This is a genomic window from Breoghania corrubedonensis (assembly GCF_003053845.1).
Taxonomy (GTDB): domain Bacteria; phylum Pseudomonadota; class Alphaproteobacteria; order Rhizobiales; family Stappiaceae; genus Breoghania; species Breoghania corrubedonensis.
This window is the reverse complement of sequence record NZ_QAYG01000001.1, coordinates 321,089-335,089: the sequence shown is the minus strand read 5'-3', so window position 1 is coordinate 335,089 and position 14,001 is coordinate 321,089. Positions and strand designations below refer to the sequence as shown.

Sequence of the window (14,001 nt, the reverse complement as noted above, 5' to 3'; positions counted from 1 at the left end):
TGTCTCCGAAAATGGTGTTGGGTATGGCCGCGCTCGGCCCGCAGCGGCCCGCTCGCACGGGCCCGTCGACCGACAATATGGTACGTCGGGTCCGGCAGAGCCAGTGGCGCGAGAAAATCGGGTGAATGTGCAGCTGAAGAGGAGTGCTCACTTCAGCGCGTCATACCCTTGTGTGAAGCCGTTCAGCGAAATCGGGATGCCGATGCCTTCTTCCGGGGTTTGGAAGATGATGAAGGTGGCGAGCTTGCCGGTGCGCATCTTCTTCAGGAGTTCGTCCTGCAGGATAACCTCCGCGATGCAGCCGTTGGGCAGGCAACGCACGAAGCCGGCGCGGCCGATATCCTCGCCGTCGACCTTGAGGCCGAGGCCGAAGGGCAGCAGCACGCCGAGCGGCGCCAGCACACGCAGGATCTTGGCTTCCTTGTCGGCGGTCTTTAGCACGATCACCGACAGACCGACATTCTCGCGGTCCTCCGCGGTGACGTTCTGGATGAGCGCGCATTGCTCGGACTTGGCGCCGGGAGGCGTATCGCAGCGGATCTGCCAGTCGCCATGGACTTCCTTGACCGCGCCCTGTGCCATGGCCGGAGCGCTCAGGCCCTCGATCATCGCGCCGGCGACGAGGAGACACGCTAAGCCGGCCCGGGCCATGCGCATGGACAAATCGAACACGTCAACCTCCGAATCGGATGTCAGTCATTGCGATACGTCAAACGTCCGCGAATCACCGCGACCGCAAACGCCTGATCTGGTGCGACATTGCCCGAGTTGCATGTCCCGTTCCAGTCCCCCTTCCTGCTGACCCGCCGCCATGGCGGAATTGAGGCCGCCGGCATTGTCCGCGCGCTTTGAAATAGCGCGGATATCAAGCGTTTTCCGGTATCGCCGGCCAAGACATCGACCATGGCGCTTTCGTAGGGGAAATGGATTTTGATTGACGAAACCATCCGAATGTCCACTTGGGGCCCCTGCGACAATATGCTAGAGGTGCGGCAAATGGACGCCAACACGGGCAAGTGCCTATGGCGCCTTCAGGTTTGTGCCTAGTATCCGGGCATTGCAAGCGAGCCTGACGGCATCGGCGAGTTGTTGTGGTGGTGGCCGTAGCGTAATGTCTGGTATTGAATAGAATTCGAATAGAAACCGGTCGCCCGAGGGGGCGGAGGCCTGGAATAGGCACCGAGATGGAGAGGGAGCGCATCAAGGTGATAAACCCGCTTAAGCGTATCTGGGAGGGGGCGCGGATCGGCGGTGCGGCAACGGTCGCGCTTGCAGGAACCGCGACGGTGGCGCTTGCAGCCGAGCCCGAGCCGTGGGCCGTCAACCTCCAGCCGGCCGCAACGGATGTCATGAGCGACATCCACGCATTTTCCAATTTCACTCTGTGGATCATCGTGCCGATCGTGGCGCTGGTGACGATCCTTCTGGGGATCGTCATCGTACGCTTCAACGCGCGCGCAAACCCCACGCCATCGCGAACCTCTCACAACACGCTGATCGAGGTTCTGTGGACGGTTCTGCCGATCCTCATCCTCGTGGCGATCGCCATTCCCTCGTTCCGTCTGCTCTACAAGGAACTGGTCGTTCCGCCTGCGGACCTGACGGTGAAGGCGACCGGTTATCAGTGGGCCTGGGGCTATGAGTATACGGACGACGCCTATGCGGGCATCTCGTTCGACTCCTACATGCTGAGCGATGAGGACCGGGCCAAGCGCATCGCGGCCGGCGCCAGCGAGGCGTCCCTGCCGCGTCTGCTTGCCGCCGACTATGACGTGGTCGTGCCGGCCGGCAAGATCGTGCGGGTTCAGGTCACGTCCACCGACGTGATCCATTCCTTCGCCATGCCCGCTTTCGGTGTGAAGGTGGACGCCATTCCGGGCCGGCTGAACGAGACCTGGTTCAAGGCCGAGGAGCCGGGCGTGTATTACGGCCAGTGCTCCGAATTGTGCGGCAAGGACCATGCCTTCATGCCGATCGTCATTCGCGTCGTCACCGACGAGCAGTTCGCCGCCTGGGCGGACGCTGCCAAGGAGGACGTGGACGAGGCGAACAAGCTGCTGGCCGGCCTGATCGCGAAGCAGCGGCCGCTGGCGGCGCGCGATGGCGAGGCCGGAAATCTGGAAGTGGCGGCGCGCTGAAGACGCCGTCGCGATGCCGGAAGATCCAGGTGAGGACGATTGACCGCCGGCGCGCACCGGGGCCGAAGCGATGCTTCGAAGTGTGGCGCGCCGCGACGAACACGATGCCGGTTGGCGCGCTGGAGCGGGCGGCTGCGACCGGGACGAAAAGGTTTTAGGGGAGAAAGACAAGATGGCGGCTTCCGAGGCCCATGCAGTGCATGACCATCCGCATGGATGGCGGCGTTACGTCTATTCGACGAACCACAAGGACATCGGCACGATGTACCTGATCTTCGCCATCACGGCGGGGGTTATCGGCGGCTTTCTCTCGGTGATGATGCGCTGGGAGCTGCAGGAGCCGGGCATTCAGATCTTCCACGGTCTGGCTGCGATGGTCTACGGCGCGGAAGGGGCCGCCGCGACTGATGTCGGCAAATCCATGTACAATGCCTTCACCACGGCGCACGGCCTCATCATGATCTTCTTCATGGTCATGCCGGCGCTGATCGGTGGCTTCGCCAACTGGTTCGTGCCGATCATGATCGGCGCGCCCGACATGGCGTTCCCCCGCATGAACAACATCTCGTTCTGGCTGCTGCCGCCGGCCTTCATCCTGCTGCTGCTGTCCATGTTCGCGCCTTCGGCGCCCGGCGCCTACGGCGTCGGCGGCGGCTGGACGATCTATCCGCCGCTCTCCACCTCCGGACAGCCCGGACCGGCGATGGACATGGCGATTCTGTCTCTGCACATCGCCGGTGCTTCCTCGATCCTGGGGGCGATCAACTTCATCACGACGATCTTCAACATGCGCGCGCCGGGCATGACGCTGCACAAGATGCCGCTGTTCGCCTGGTCGGTGCTGGTGACCGCGTTCCTGCTGCTGCTGTCCCTGCCGGTTCTGGCCGGCGGCATCACCATGCTGCTGACCGATCGCAATTTCGGCACGACGTTCTTCGCGCCGGCCGGCGGCGGTGATCCGATCCTGTTCCAGCATCTGTTCTGGTTCTTCGGCCACCCGGAGGTCTACATCCTGATCCTCCCGGCCTTCGGCATCGTTTCGCACATCGTCTCGACTTTCTCCCGAAAGCCGATCTTCGGCTATCTCGGCATGGCCTACGCCATGGTCGCCATCGGCGTGGTCGGCTTCATCGTCTGGGCCCATCACATGTACACGGTCGGCCTCGACGTCGACACGCAGGCCTATTTCGTCTTCGCAACGATGGTCATCGCGGTGCCGACGGGCGTGAAGATCTTCTCCTGGATCGCGACCATGTGGGGCGGCTCGATCAGCTTCCGCACGCCGATGCTGTGGGCGATGGGCTTCATCTTCCTGTTCACGATCGGCGGCGTGACGGGCGTTCAGCTCGCCAATGCCGGCCTCGACCGGTCGCTGCACGACACCTATTTCGTGGTGGCGCACTTCCATTACGTGCTGTCGCTGGGTGCCGTCTTCGCCATCTTCGGTGGATGGTACTACTGGTTCCCGAAGATGTTCGGCTACATGTACAACGAGACGATCTCCAAGACCCATTTCTGGGTCACCTTCATCGGCGTGAATCTGATCTTCTTCCCCCAGCACTTCCTGGGTGCGAACGGTATGCCGCGACGCTACATCGACTATCCGGAAGCCTTCGCGCACTGGAACTGGATCTCGTCCATGGGTTCCTATATCTCTGCCGTGGGCGTGCTGATCTTCCTGGCCGGTGTCGTCGAGGCCTTCGCTAAGAAGCGCGTGGCCGGCGACAATCCGTGGGGCGAGGGTGCGACGACGCTCGAATGGACCCTGTCCTCGCCGCCGCCCTTCCATCAGTTCGAGACGCTGCCACGTATCAAGTAGGGCGCTCAGAACGCGCTTGAGTATAGGGCCGGCGCCGGATCCGCATCCGACGCCGGCCTGGCAAATGAAAGAGCCGTCAAGGCCGAGAAAAACAGGAATTCGCGCATGTCGCTCGTCGAGCGTCACGACAGCACTACAGCGGCCGCGGCCGCGTGGGATGGCGGTACCGGATCGGTCGGCGACTATTTCGCCCTGCTGAAGCCGCGCGTCATGTCGCTGGTCATCTTCACCGCGCTCGTCGGCATCGTGCTGGCGCCGGGCGGGCTGCATCCGGTTCTCGCCGGAACCGCTCTTTTGTGCATCGCCATCGGGGCCGGCGCCTCTGGCGCACTGAACATGTGGTACGATGCCGATATCGACCGGGTGATGACACGCACGGCCAAGCGTCCCGTGCCGGCCGGCAGGGTTACGGGCGACGAAGCCTTCGCCTTCGGCATGACGCTCGCCTGCGGGTCTGTCCTGATGATCGGCCTTGCGGTCAACCTGCTGGCGGCCGGCCTGCTCGCCTTCACCATCTTCTTCTATGTCGTGGTCTATACGATGTGGCTGAAGCGATCGACGCCGCAGAACATTGTCATCGGCGGCGCCGCGGGGGCATTGCCGCCGGTCATCGGCTGGGCGGCGGTGACGGGCTCCGTGAGCCTGGAGAGCATTGTCCTCTTTCTCATCATCTTCATGTGGACGCCGCCCCACTTCTGGGCGCTGGCGCTGTTCAAGTCGGCGGATTACGAGGCGGCCGGGGTTCCGATGCTGCCTGTGGTGCGTGGGGCGCAATCCACCCGTAACCACATCCTCGTCTATTCGCTGCTGCTGGCACCCGTCGGCCTGACGCCGACGCTGATCGGCCTTGCCGGCCCCGTCTACGGTGTGGCCGCGATGGCGCTGGGTGCGGTCTTCGTCTGGCTGGCTGTCGATGTCTGGCGCCGCCGCGAGGGGCCATTGGCGACGCGCGCGGCGGTGCGGCTGTTCCTGTTCTCCATCTTCTACCTTTTCGCCCTCTTCGCGCTTCTGCTCGCCGAACGGCTGGTGACGCTGGCCTTTTCCGGCGCCCTGTTCGGGTGGGGAGGCTGACGGCATGAGTGACGACCGAATTGTACTGAGCCCGGAACAGAAGAAGCGACGGCGAACGCGCTCCATCGCGATCGCGGTGGTGCTCGCCGCTCTGGTGGTGCTGTTCTACGCAGTGACGATCGCCAAGATGAGCGTCAATCTCGAAGGCGTGGGAGGCTGAGGGAAGGATGCCCGGGAGGAAAACAGAGGCGGGCTCCGGGAGGAGCGAACGGCAGGATGTGCGGGCCGGAGCACCGGAACGCCCCAATAACGGGGCCGGGCGGGGATTCGCGCGGCGCAACCGCACGCTGGCTCTCGCTTGCGTCGCCTTTGTCGGCTGCATGGTGGGAGCCGCCTACGCGGCCGTCCCGCTCTACCAGATCTTCTGTGCGGTCACCGGTTATGGCGGCACCACGCAGCGCGCGCAGGCGGCGCCCGTTCAGCCCATCGACAGGCATATCAAGGTGCGTTTCGACGGCAATGTCGGCACCGCCTTGCCCTGGTCCTTCAAGCCGGTGAAACGGCAGGTGGAGCTGCGCCTCGGCGAGGTCGCGACCGAACTCTACCATGTCGTCAACCTGGGCAACGGCGCGACGGCGGGCACCGCCACCTTCAACGTCACGCCGTTCGAGGCGGGCGCCTATTTCAACAAGCTCGACTGCTTCTGCTTCACCGAACAGGATCTCGCCGGCGGCGAGGCGCGCGACATGCCAGTCGTCTTCTTCGTCGACCCGGCGATGGACGAGGATCCGAACCTCGCCCACATCGACACGATCACGCTTTCCTACACGTTTTTTCCGGCAAAGACGCCGGAGCGGCCCGTCGCCACGGTGGCGCAGCCTTCGAATTCTGGAGAACTTTGACAGCGCGGGGCCGGTTTCCGCAAGCATTTACGTGGGTTAACCCGGGGGAGAGAACATGGCCGAGGCCCATACCAAAAAGCACGATTACCATCTCGTCGAGCCCAGTCCCTGGCCGTTCCTGGGATCCGTCGGCGCCTTGATCATGGCGCTCGGCGCCATCGGCTTCATGAAGTGGAACATGGGCGAGGAATTCCGCGTCCTGGGGCTCGATCTCAGCGGCTGGGGCGTCTTCGCCGTCGGGCTGCTGATCATCCTCTACACAATGTTCGGCTGGTGGCGTGACACCATCCGCGAGGGCCATCAGGGGCACCATACCCGCGTGGTCTCGCTGCACCTGCGTTACGGCATGATCATGTTCATCGCCTCGGAGGTGATGTTCTTCGTGGCGTGGTTCTGGGCCTATTTCGACGCCGCGCTCTTTCCCCACGAGGCGATCCAGTTCGCTCGCGTGGAAGCGACCGGCGGGCATTGGCCGCCGGCGGGCATCGCCACCTTCGATCCCTGGCACCTGCCGCTGCTGAACACGCTGATCCTGCTGACCTCGGGCACCACTGTCACCTGGGCGCACCACGCCCTGCTGCATGATGACCGTCAAGGACTGAAATGGGGGCTGACGCTGACCGTCGCTCTCGGCATGATCTTTACGCTGTGCCAGGCCTACGAATACGGTCACGCCGCTTTCGACTTTTCCGGCAACATCTACGGCGCCACCTTCTTCATGGCGACGGGCTTCCACGGTTTCCATGTCATCGTCGGCACGATCTTCCTGGCCGTGTGTCTGGCGCGTGCGGTTGCCGGCGATTTCACGCCCAAGCAGCACTTCGGCTTCGAGGCGGCGGCCTGGTACTGGCACTTCGTTGACGTGGTGTGGCTGTTCCTGTTCGTGTGCATCTACGTCTGGGGCGCCGGCACGCCAGCCGCGCATTAGCGCCGCAATGCGCGGCGTCGCCCTCTTTCTCCTCCTCCTCGTGGCCGCGGCGGCATCGACTGCCGCGGTCGCAGCGGAGGTGGTCCGGATCGAGATCCGCAAGAGTGAGCGGCAGATGATCCTCCTCGGCGCCGATGACAGCGAGGTGAGGACGTACAAGGTGGCGCTCGGCGGGAATCCCGTCGGTCACAAGCAGCGCGAGGGCGACGAGCGCACGCCGGAAGGCAACTACCTGATTGACTGGCGAAATCCGAAAAGCGCCTATCACCTTTCGTTGCACGTTTCGTATCCCGATGCCGCCGATCGGGCCGCTGCCCGCAGCAGGGGCGAGGATCCCGGCGGCATGATCATGATCCACGGCCTGCCCCGTCGCATGGGGTGGATTGGCTCGATGCATACGGCTCTTGATTGGACCAACGGCTGCATCGCGGTGACGAATGCGGAGATCGAGGAGATCTGGTCGCTTGTCGCGGACGGGACACCCGTTCGCATCCTGCCCTGACGGCGGGTGGCGGTTGGTGAAAAGGAACAACGATGAGCAAGCCCCCGCACCTTCGCTATCCGCCGCTTCCCGCGACGCAGACCGGCCTGCGGGGCCGCTGCCCGCGCTGCGGCCAGGGGCGGCTCTTCGACGGGTTTCTCAATACGGCGAAGACGTGCGAGGTGTGCGGGCTGGATTTCGAGTTCATCGATTCAGGCGACGGCCCCGCCGTGTTCATCATCATGATCGTCGGCTTTCTCGTGGTCGGCGCCGCCCTTGCGGTCGAAGTCACCTTCACGCCACCGATCTGGCTTCATCTGGTGTTGTGGACGCCGCTGACCCTCGGGCTTTCCATCGGCATGCTGCGGCCGCTGAAAGGCCTCATGATCGCGCAGCAATACAAGCAGAGCGCCCAGGAGGGCCGTCTTGGCGAGTGAGGTCTCTCCTCCAGGGCCGGCTTGGCGCGGTCTTGTCGTGCCGGGCGTGCTTCTGGTCGCGGTGCTCGCCGTTCTGGTGTCGCTCGGCAACTGGCAGATGCGTCGGCTCTCGTGGAAGCTCGATCTGATCGACAGGGTGGAAAGCCGTCTCAAGGTCGCCCCCGTCCCGCCGCCGGGGCCGGCGGAGTGGCCGAAGCTCGATCAGGACCGGATCGATTACCGGCAGGTGCATCTTGGCGGCCACTATCTGCCCGGCGAGACGCATGTCTTCACCGCGCTTGGCGAACCGAAGGGGCGTTACGGTGGGCCGGGGTTCTGGGTGATGGTGCCGTTCGCCACGTCCGACGGCTGGATCGTCTTCGTCAATCGCGGCTTCGTTCCGCAGGATCTGAAGGATCCCGGCAAGAGGCCCGGCAGTTCTGCGCCGAAGGGCGACGTCACTCTTCAAGGAACGATTCGGCACGCGGAAAAGGACGGCTCATCGCTTGCCGCCGATCCTGAAAAGAACATCTGGTACCGCCGCGACCCGGCGGAGCTGGCACGTGCGGCCGGTCTCGATGCGGGCAGTGTTGCGCCCTACACGATTGACCTCAATGCGTCGATGGCGCCTGAAGGTGGTCTGCCGCAACCGGGCGAAACGAAGGTCACCTTCAACAACCCGCATTTGGGATACGCGATGACCTGGTATGGCCTGGCAGCCGCCGCGCTCGGGGTTTTCGTGGCGTTCGCCGCAGGACGGCTGAAGCGCGCGGGATGATGGCGGGCCTGGGGCGTGGTTGCCCATCGCGCGGCGAAATGCCGGGGTGGAACGCGGGCACCTTGCGTGCCCGCGCACCTGTTCAAAGCTGGTTGATGATCCCGGCCGCACCGGAAACCGTTGCCTGACCGGGCGAGCCTTCCACATTCAGCGCGGTGACCTTGCCATCCTCGACGATCATCGAATAACGCTGCGAGCGGATGCCCAGCCCGCCGGCGGCGGCGTCGAGCTCAAGGCCGATCGCCTTGGCGAAATCGGCGCTGCCGTCAGCGAGGAAGACGATCTTGCCGTCCCCGCCGGTTGCCTTCGCCCAGGCGTCCATGACGAAGACATCGTTGACCGAGGTCACGGCCACGGTGTCGACGCCCTTGCTCTTCAGAACGTCGAGATTTTCCAGGAAACCCGGCAGGTGGTTGTTGTGGCAGGTCGGCGTGAAGGCGCCCGGCACGGCGAAAAGGACAACCTTCTTGCCGCCGAACACCGCGCTCGTGGTGGTTTCGCCGGGGCCGTCCGGGGTCATGATCTTGAAAGTGGCATCGGGCAGGCGGTCGCCGATCTGAATAGCCATGTATTGGTCTCCCTTGAGTGAAGGCGCCTTTCCTCTCGCGCCCGTCGCACAGGAAATAGCGCGTAATCGGAGGGCGTCGAGGTGGCCGACGTTGCGTGACCATACCGGATTTGCGAGCCGCTTGTAGGTCTTTGGGACTGGGGCGGGAAATTCCCCCGCGTGGATGCTCGACGGGCAGGTAGGCAGAGGGGCCTAGTCGAGTGTGGATGCATCGAGGGTCCAGCGCTGGTCAACCGCTTCGCCGCCGTTGACGAGGGTCAGGCGGAGCTCGGCCGTATCGCCCTTGTGCATCAGCCCGTCAGACGAGAGGGTGAAGACAGCTTTCTCGCCGTCCTGCGAGGCGCGTTCGGGAACGCTCAGATAGGAGCCGTCCGGGCCTTCCACGAAAAGGTCCGCCGGTTGATCGGGTTTTGCCAGCCGCGCCGTGAAACGCAGAACAGGCTTTGTGCCGGGCTCAATCGCGATGTCGGTCACCGAAAGCGGATCACCGGCGCTGGCGGGCAGGGGGACTTTCGCGCGCGCTGCGGCGATCGCGTTGCCGCTCGTTGCGTCCCTGGCCGTATCCGGGCCGAGCGGGACTTCCAGATGCGCGGTGACGGGGACGCACACGTCCTTGCACAGCCCCAGACTGACGTCTGCAACCAGCATCGCCGGTGCGTCCGGCGAGCCCGGTTTCACCGTGATGGGCAGCACGGCGCCGCCCTCGTAACCGATCGTCGTGGAGTAGGGATCCTCATGACGTTCGGGGGCGGGAAATGCAAGCATCGCGGACGCAACGTTGCTGGACCCCGAAAAATCGGCCGTCGTGCCTATGCCGCTGTCGCCGGGATAGCGCCAGTAGGTCTTCCATCCCTCTTCGGTGCGGATCTCCAGCGCTGCGCGGTAGCTGCCGTCTCCGTCCGCCGGCCCGCCGGCCGTGATCAACCGGACTTCCCCGCCAGTTGAGCGGAACCAAGGGGAAGTGGCGGCCGCGGCGGGCTTGTTGGCCACGGCGCACAGCGCGAGGGTCGCGAAAAACGCTGCCGTCATCCGGGCCAAAGAGACGACGCCAAGCGATCCATTTCCTGTTGTCGGGTGAGCCGCTGCTCTTTGGGTCCCTTGGTCCGCGTCCCTTGTCATGAGCCTCTTTCTATCCTGTTTGTCACGCAAGCCTAGAAGATGATGCCGCCCCCTTAAAGGTGCAAGCGCAACGCCCCATTTCATGATTGCGTGACGGATCGGAAACGCTGGCGGCGGCTCCGGCGTTAACAAATCGCGTTGCAGCGGCTAGACTTGTCCATAGGGCCCGTGGGGAATGCGGGTGTAGTGAGGAAGGTGCAGATGGCATTGGATACGGGACCCCTTGAACCGGTGGGAAACTACCTGGACGGCCAGATCCTGATTGCGATGCCGGGAATGATGGATGATCGTTTCGAGCGCACGGTGATCTATCTGTGCGCCCATTCGGCCGAAGGTGCCATGGGGCTCATCTTGAACAAGCTCATTGGCAATCTCTCCTTTCCCGAATTGCTTTCCCAGCTCGGTATTATCGGCGACGAAGACCCCATCCGCCTGCCCGAGGCGGTGGAAACGATGCCGGTGCATCGTGGTGGCCCGGTGGAAGCCGGTCGCGGCTTCGTGTTGCATTCCGCCGACTACTTCGTCCGGAACTCGACGCTGGCGATCGAGAAGGGCATCTGCCTGACCGCCACGCTGGAGATTCTCAAGGCGATTGCAGATGGCAGCGGCCCGGAGAATGCGCTTCTGGCGCTGGGCTATGCCGGCTGGGGGGCGGGTCAGCTTGAAACCGAGATCCAGGCCAATGGCTGGCTGACGTGCCCTGCCGACGATGCTCTGGTCTTCGGCGGCAGCCTTGAAGGCAAGTACGACGAAGCGCTCGGCCGGCTCGGAATATCACCCGGCATGCTGTCGAGTGACGCGGGCCACGCCTGAGCGGTTTGCATCGTCATTTGTTTGGGGGGTTAACGGTTTAGCCGCCATTTTTCGAACGAATTCGGTTTTCGTATGCAGCGGGCTGTTCTAGGGTCTGCGCAATGCGACCTGTCCGTTTGAACGCTGCGCCGGCACAGGAGTCAAATCGTCGGCTGCGCGCGCCTCGGTTATTTTGGGTCGGACGACAAACGCCCGGCCAGGAACACTGAAACCGGACACGGGTTCCCCGCACGGATCCGCGTCAGGGAAGGAAACCGGCTTGAAATATGTGAGCACGCGCGGCAGCGCGCCCGAACTCGAATTTGCCGACGTCCTGTTGAGCGGCCTCGCCCGCGACGGCGGACTTTATGTACCGGCCGAATGGCCGCAGCTGAGCCGCGAGACCATCGCAGGCTTCGCCGGCAAGCCCTATCACGAAGTCGCCTTCGAAGTGATTCGGCCCTTTACCGGCGATACCATGCCCGACGACGTGCTTGCCGGAATGCTGCGCGAAACCTACTCCGCCTTCCGCCATCCCGCCGTCACCCCGCTCGTCCAGGTCGCCGACAACCGGTTCGTGCTGGAGCTGTTCCATGGGCCGACGCTCGCCTTCAAGGATGTGGCGATGCAGCTTCTCGGCAGGCTGATGGATCACGTGCTTGCCGAACGCGACCAGCGCGCCACCATCGTCGGCGCCACCTCGGGCGATACGGGCGGGGCCGCGATAGAGGCCTTCCGCGGACGCGAACGCACCGACATCTTCATTCTTTTCCCCGACGGTCGCGTTTCCGATGTGCAGCGCCGGCAGATGACGACCGCGAGCGAGGCGAACGTCCACGCGCTGGCGCTCAAGGGCAATTTCGACGATTGCCAGGCGATGCTGAAGGGAATGTTCAACCACTTCACTTTCCGCGACAAGGTGGGCCTTGCCGGCGTCAACTCCATCAACTGGGCCCGCATCGTCGCGCAGGTGGTGTACTACTTCGTGGCCGGTGTTGCCGTGGGCGCGCCGCACCGCCCGGTGTCCTTCACCGTACCGACGGGCAATTTCGGCGATATCTTCGCGGGCTACGTCGCGGCCCAAATGGGCCTGCCGGTCGAGAAGCTGGTGGTGGCCACCAACATCAACGACATCCTGACGCGGACGCTCGAAACCGGGCGCTACGAGACGCGCGGCGTGACCGCGACCACCTCGCCCTCTATGGATATTCAGGTTTCCTCGAATTTCGAGCGGCTACTCTTCGAGGTCGCCGGCCGGGATGCGGAGGCGGTCAAGCGACAGATGGACGGGCTTTCCCAGTCCGGAGCTTTTGGCCTTCCGCCAGAAAGTCTGTCCGCGATCCGCGAGGTCTTCGCCGCCGGCCGGGCCGACGAGGCTGCGGTCGCGCAGACCATCGCGCGCACCTGGCGCGAGGCAGGCTATCTGGCCGACCCGCATACGGCTGTGGGGCTGTCGGTCGCGCAAGAACAGGGGGCTTCGCAAACGCCGATGATCGTGCTGTCGACCGCCCATCCGGCGAAGTTCCCCGATGCCGTCAAGGCGGCGAGCGGTGTAACGCCCGCCCTGCCGGACTGGCTTTCGGACCTGATGCAACGCAAGGAGCGCTTCGAGGTGGTGGCGAACGATATCTCGGCGGTTGAAAATCTCATCGAAACGCGCGCACGCGCCCTCGCGGCGGAGGCCTGAAGCCATGGATGTCCGCATCAGCCGCCTCGACAACGGCCTGACCATTGTCACCGATCACATGCCGCATCTGGAAACGGCAGCGCTTGGGGTGTGGGTCAGGGTAGGGTCGCGCAACGAGACCGAAACGCAGCATGGCCTGACGCACCTTCTGGAACACATGGCCTTCAAGGGAACAAAACGGCGTTCCGCCCGCGAGATCGCGGAGCAGATCGAGGCGGTGGGCGGTGAGCTCAATGCCTCGACCAGTGTCGAGAATACGGCCTATTATGCCCGCGTTCTGGCCGACGACGTACCGCTCGCGGTCGATCTTCTGTCCGACATTCTCGGCAATTCGATGTTCGACCCGCTGGAACTGAAGCGCGAACAGCACGTCATCCTGCAGGAGATCGGCGGCGCACAGGATTCGCCGGAAGACTGGGCCTTCGACCTGATGCAGGAGACCGCCTGGCCGGGCCAGCCGATCGGGCGCACGATCCTCGGCACGCCGCAGACCGTGCGATCCTTCAGCCCCGACAGCATCCGCGAATATCTCGACAAGCACTATCGCGCCGGCAGCATGGTCCTGTCGGCGGCCGGCAAGGTCGATCACGATGCCATCGTCAAGCTTGCCGGGGAGTGTTTCGGCAGGTTCCCCGAAGGCCCGGGCGCGGGTTTTCCCGCCGCCTCGTATCGCGGCGGGGAAAACCGGCGCGTACGCGAGCTCATGGAAGCGCAGCTGCTGCTGGCCTTTGAGGGCAAGCCCTACAAGCACCCCGACTATTACGCCATTCAGATCCTGGCGGCGATTCTCGGTGGCGGCATGTCGTCCCGCCTTTTTCAGGAGGTGCGCGAGACGCGCGGGCTTTGCTACGCCGTCTACGCCTTCCATTGGGCGTTCACCGACACCGGTCTTTTCGGCATTCACGCCGCCTCCGGTGAGGAGGATCTCGAAGAACTGATGCCCGTGCTGCTCGGCGAGCTCATCCGGGCGGGCGAAAGGATCGACGAGGAGGAGGTCGCCCGCGCCCGCGCCCAGATCCGCGCGTCCTTGATGATGGCGATGGAAAGTCCGGTGGCGCGTGCCGGCCAGATTGCGCGGCAGATGATGGTCTATGGGCGGTGCCTTGATCCGACGGAGATCGTCGAGCGGATAGATGCCGTGACCGCGGAAGATGTCCGCCGTGTGGCCGCGGAGACGTTCGCAAGCCGTGTGCCGACCCTGTCGGCGGTCGGCCCGGTCGGCAAGCTCATGGAGGCCGGCGATATCGCGGAACGTCTCGGCGGCGCGCGCGCGGCGGCGCCCGAAGCCAGCAAAGAGGGCAGCTATGCCGGCCTGGGCGCCGGCCGGCCGCACTGATCGGGGACGGGAAGGGAAGGGGGACT

15 protein-coding genes are annotated in these 14,001 nt (G+C 64.2%); 12 read left to right on the top strand and 3 right to left on the bottom strand.

The annotated features are described in order from the left end of the window. Positions 1–147 precede the first annotated feature (147 nt). A complete protein-coding gene (locus C8N35_RS01510) occupies positions 148–657 on the bottom strand; it encodes an invasion associated locus B family protein (protein ID WP_170122041.1) in 510 nt (169 codons plus the stop codon). Positions 658–1,205: 548 nt separating this feature from the next. On the opposite strand from C8N35_RS01510, the gene coxB reads away from it, so the two are divergent. The 9 genes from coxB (at position 1,206) to C8N35_RS01470 (ending at position 8,473) form a co-directional block, all read left to right on the top strand. Further along, the gene (gene coxB / locus C8N35_RS01505) at positions 1,206–2,138 is read left to right on the top strand and encodes a cytochrome c oxidase subunit II (RefSeq protein ID WP_245926617.1); all 933 of its coding nucleotides are present in this window, start codon (positions 1,206–1,208) and stop codon (positions 2,136–2,138) included. Positions 2,139–2,310: 172 nt separating this feature from the next. Further along, positions 2,311–3,957, top strand: coding sequence for a cytochrome c oxidase subunit I (gene ctaD / locus C8N35_RS01500; RefSeq protein WP_107987859.1), 1,647 nt, complete (start codon positions 2,311–2,313; stop codon positions 3,955–3,957). A gap of 105 nt (positions 3,958–4,062) precedes the next feature. Then, on the top strand, positions 4,063–5,028 hold the full coding sequence (locus C8N35_RS01495) for a heme o synthase (protein WP_107987858.1): 966 nt from the start codon (positions 4,063–4,065) through the stop codon (positions 5,026–5,028). Positions 5,029–5,032: 4 nt separating this feature from the next. Beyond that, on the top strand, positions 5,033–5,188 hold the full coding sequence (locus C8N35_RS23800; protein WP_170121986.1) for a hypothetical protein: 156 nt from the start codon (positions 5,033–5,035) through the stop codon (positions 5,186–5,188). A gap of 7 nt (positions 5,189–5,195) precedes the next feature. Then, on the top strand, positions 5,196–5,870 hold the full coding sequence (locus tag C8N35_RS01490; protein WP_107987857.1) for a cytochrome c oxidase assembly protein: 675 nt from the start codon (positions 5,196–5,198) through the stop codon (positions 5,868–5,870). Positions 5,871–5,925: 55 nt separating this feature from the next. Beyond that, positions 5,926–6,798, top strand: a complete 873-nt coding sequence (locus C8N35_RS01485) for a cytochrome c oxidase subunit 3 (RefSeq protein WP_107987856.1) — start codon at positions 5,926–5,928, stop codon at positions 6,796–6,798. A 7-nt stretch (positions 6,799–6,805) separates the two neighbouring features. Next, the gene (locus C8N35_RS01480) at positions 6,806–7,300 is read left to right on the top strand and encodes a L,D-transpeptidase family protein (protein WP_107987855.1); all 495 of its coding nucleotides are present in this window, start codon (positions 6,806–6,808) and stop codon (positions 7,298–7,300) included. A gap of 32 nt (positions 7,301–7,332) precedes the next feature. Next, complete coding sequence (locus C8N35_RS01475) at positions 7,333–7,716, top strand: DUF983 domain-containing protein (RefSeq protein ID WP_107987854.1); 384 nt, start codon at positions 7,333–7,335, stop codon at positions 7,714–7,716. Then, positions 7,706–8,473 carry an SURF1 family protein gene (locus tag C8N35_RS01470; RefSeq protein ID WP_146177326.1) on the top strand — a complete coding sequence of 256 codons (768 nt, stop codon included), beginning with the start codon at positions 7,706–7,708 and terminating at the stop codon, positions 8,471–8,473. Before C8N35_RS01475 ends, C8N35_RS01470 begins: the two co-directional genes overlap by 11 nt. Positions 8,474–8,555: 82 nt before the next feature. Here the strand turns inward: C8N35_RS01470 and C8N35_RS01465 are convergent, their stop codons facing one another. Further along, complete coding sequence (locus C8N35_RS01465; protein WP_107987852.1) at positions 8,556–9,041, bottom strand: peroxiredoxin; 486 nt, start codon at positions 9,039–9,041, stop codon at positions 8,556–8,558. A 192-nt stretch (positions 9,042–9,233) separates the two neighbouring features. Continuing rightward, positions 9,234–9,965, bottom strand: a complete 732-nt coding sequence (locus C8N35_RS01460; RefSeq protein ID WP_170121985.1) for a protein-disulfide reductase DsbD domain-containing protein — start codon at positions 9,963–9,965, stop codon at positions 9,234–9,236. A 396-nt stretch (positions 9,966–10,361) separates the two neighbouring features. On the opposite strand from C8N35_RS01460, the gene C8N35_RS01455 reads away from it, so the two are divergent. The 3 genes from C8N35_RS01455 to C8N35_RS01445 all read left to right on the top strand — a co-directional run bounded on the left by C8N35_RS01455 (position 10,362) and on the right by C8N35_RS01445 (position 13,975). Beyond that, positions 10,362–10,973 (top strand): YqgE/AlgH family protein, encoded by a 612-nt coding sequence (locus tag C8N35_RS01455; protein ID WP_107987850.1) that lies wholly within the window; start codon positions 10,362–10,364, stop codon positions 10,971–10,973. A 259-nt stretch (positions 10,974–11,232) separates the two neighbouring features. Then, entirely contained in the window at positions 11,233–12,639 is a 1,407-nt protein-coding gene (thrC, locus tag C8N35_RS01450) for a threonine synthase (RefSeq protein ID WP_107987849.1), read from the top strand. A 4-nt stretch (positions 12,640–12,643) separates the two neighbouring features. After that, on the top strand, positions 12,644–13,975 hold the full coding sequence (locus C8N35_RS01445) for a M16 family metallopeptidase (RefSeq protein WP_107987848.1): 1,332 nt from the start codon (positions 12,644–12,646) through the stop codon (positions 13,973–13,975). Positions 13,976–14,001 lie beyond the last annotated feature (26 nt).

Coding starts and splice junctions, on each gene's coding strand:
- C8N35_RS01490 (WP_107987857.1), top strand. CDS start 5,196: ATGCCCGGGAGGAAAACAGAGGCGGGCTCCGGGAGGAGCGAACGGCAG.
- C8N35_RS01495 (WP_107987858.1), top strand. CDS start 4,063: ATGTCGCTCGTCGAGCGTCACGACAGCACTACAGCGGCCGCGGCCGCG.
- C8N35_RS01485 (WP_107987856.1), top strand. CDS start 5,926: ATGGCCGAGGCCCATACCAAAAAGCACGATTACCATCTCGTCGAGCCC.
- C8N35_RS01475 (WP_107987854.1), top strand. CDS start 7,333: ATGAGCAAGCCCCCGCACCTTCGCTATCCGCCGCTTCCCGCGACGCAG.
- C8N35_RS01465 (WP_107987852.1), bottom strand. CDS start 9,041: ATGGCTATTCAGATCGGCGACCGCCTGCCCGATGCCACTTTCAAGATC.
- C8N35_RS01455 (WP_107987850.1), top strand. CDS start 10,362: ATGGCATTGGATACGGGACCCCTTGAACCGGTGGGAAACTACCTGGAC.
- ctaD (WP_107987859.1), top strand. CDS start 2,311: ATGGCGGCTTCCGAGGCCCATGCAGTGCATGACCATCCGCATGGATGG.
- C8N35_RS23800 (WP_170121986.1), top strand. CDS start 5,033: ATGAGTGACGACCGAATTGTACTGAGCCCGGAACAGAAGAAGCGACGG.
- C8N35_RS01480 (WP_107987855.1), top strand. CDS start 6,806: ATGCGCGGCGTCGCCCTCTTTCTCCTCCTCCTCGTGGCCGCGGCGGCA.
- C8N35_RS01510 (WP_170122041.1), bottom strand. CDS start 657: ATGCGCATGGCCCGGGCCGGCTTAGCGTGTCTCCTCGTCGCCGGCGCG.
- C8N35_RS01445 (WP_107987848.1), top strand. CDS start 12,644: ATGGATGTCCGCATCAGCCGCCTCGACAACGGCCTGACCATTGTCACC.